1 protein-coding gene is annotated in these 217 nt (G+C 57.1%); it reads right to left on the bottom strand.

Going from position 1 to position 217, the window contains the following annotated elements; translation table 11 throughout:
* A partial coding sequence (locus A3709_RS23680) for a hypothetical protein (RefSeq protein WP_197484171.1) occupies positions 1-217 on the bottom strand: 217 nt, incomplete at both ends.

Here is a 217-nt window from a genome sequence, read left to right as displayed (position 1 = left end):
GGGTTCTTCGTAGTAGGCAATGAAGCGACCGGTCTGGGCGGGGGCGTCTGCAATCGTCCCTGTGTATTCCTCATCGGTCAGGTTACGACCCCACAAGGTGACGTAGGCATCCCATGGTTCATAGCGCAGTCCAGCCCGTACGTTGATGAGGTTGTAGTCACCATCGTACTTCACCGGGTCATTGTTCACGTCGGTCATGCGATCGTCGACCCAGGAG

The organism is Halioglobus sp. HI00S01, from assembly GCF_001635445.1.
GTDB classification, from domain to species: domain Bacteria; phylum Pseudomonadota; class Gammaproteobacteria; order Pseudomonadales; family Halieaceae; genus Halioglobus; species Halioglobus japonicus.
Note: the sequence above shows the minus strand (reverse complement) of the source record. Positions and strands in the feature narration are given on the sequence as shown.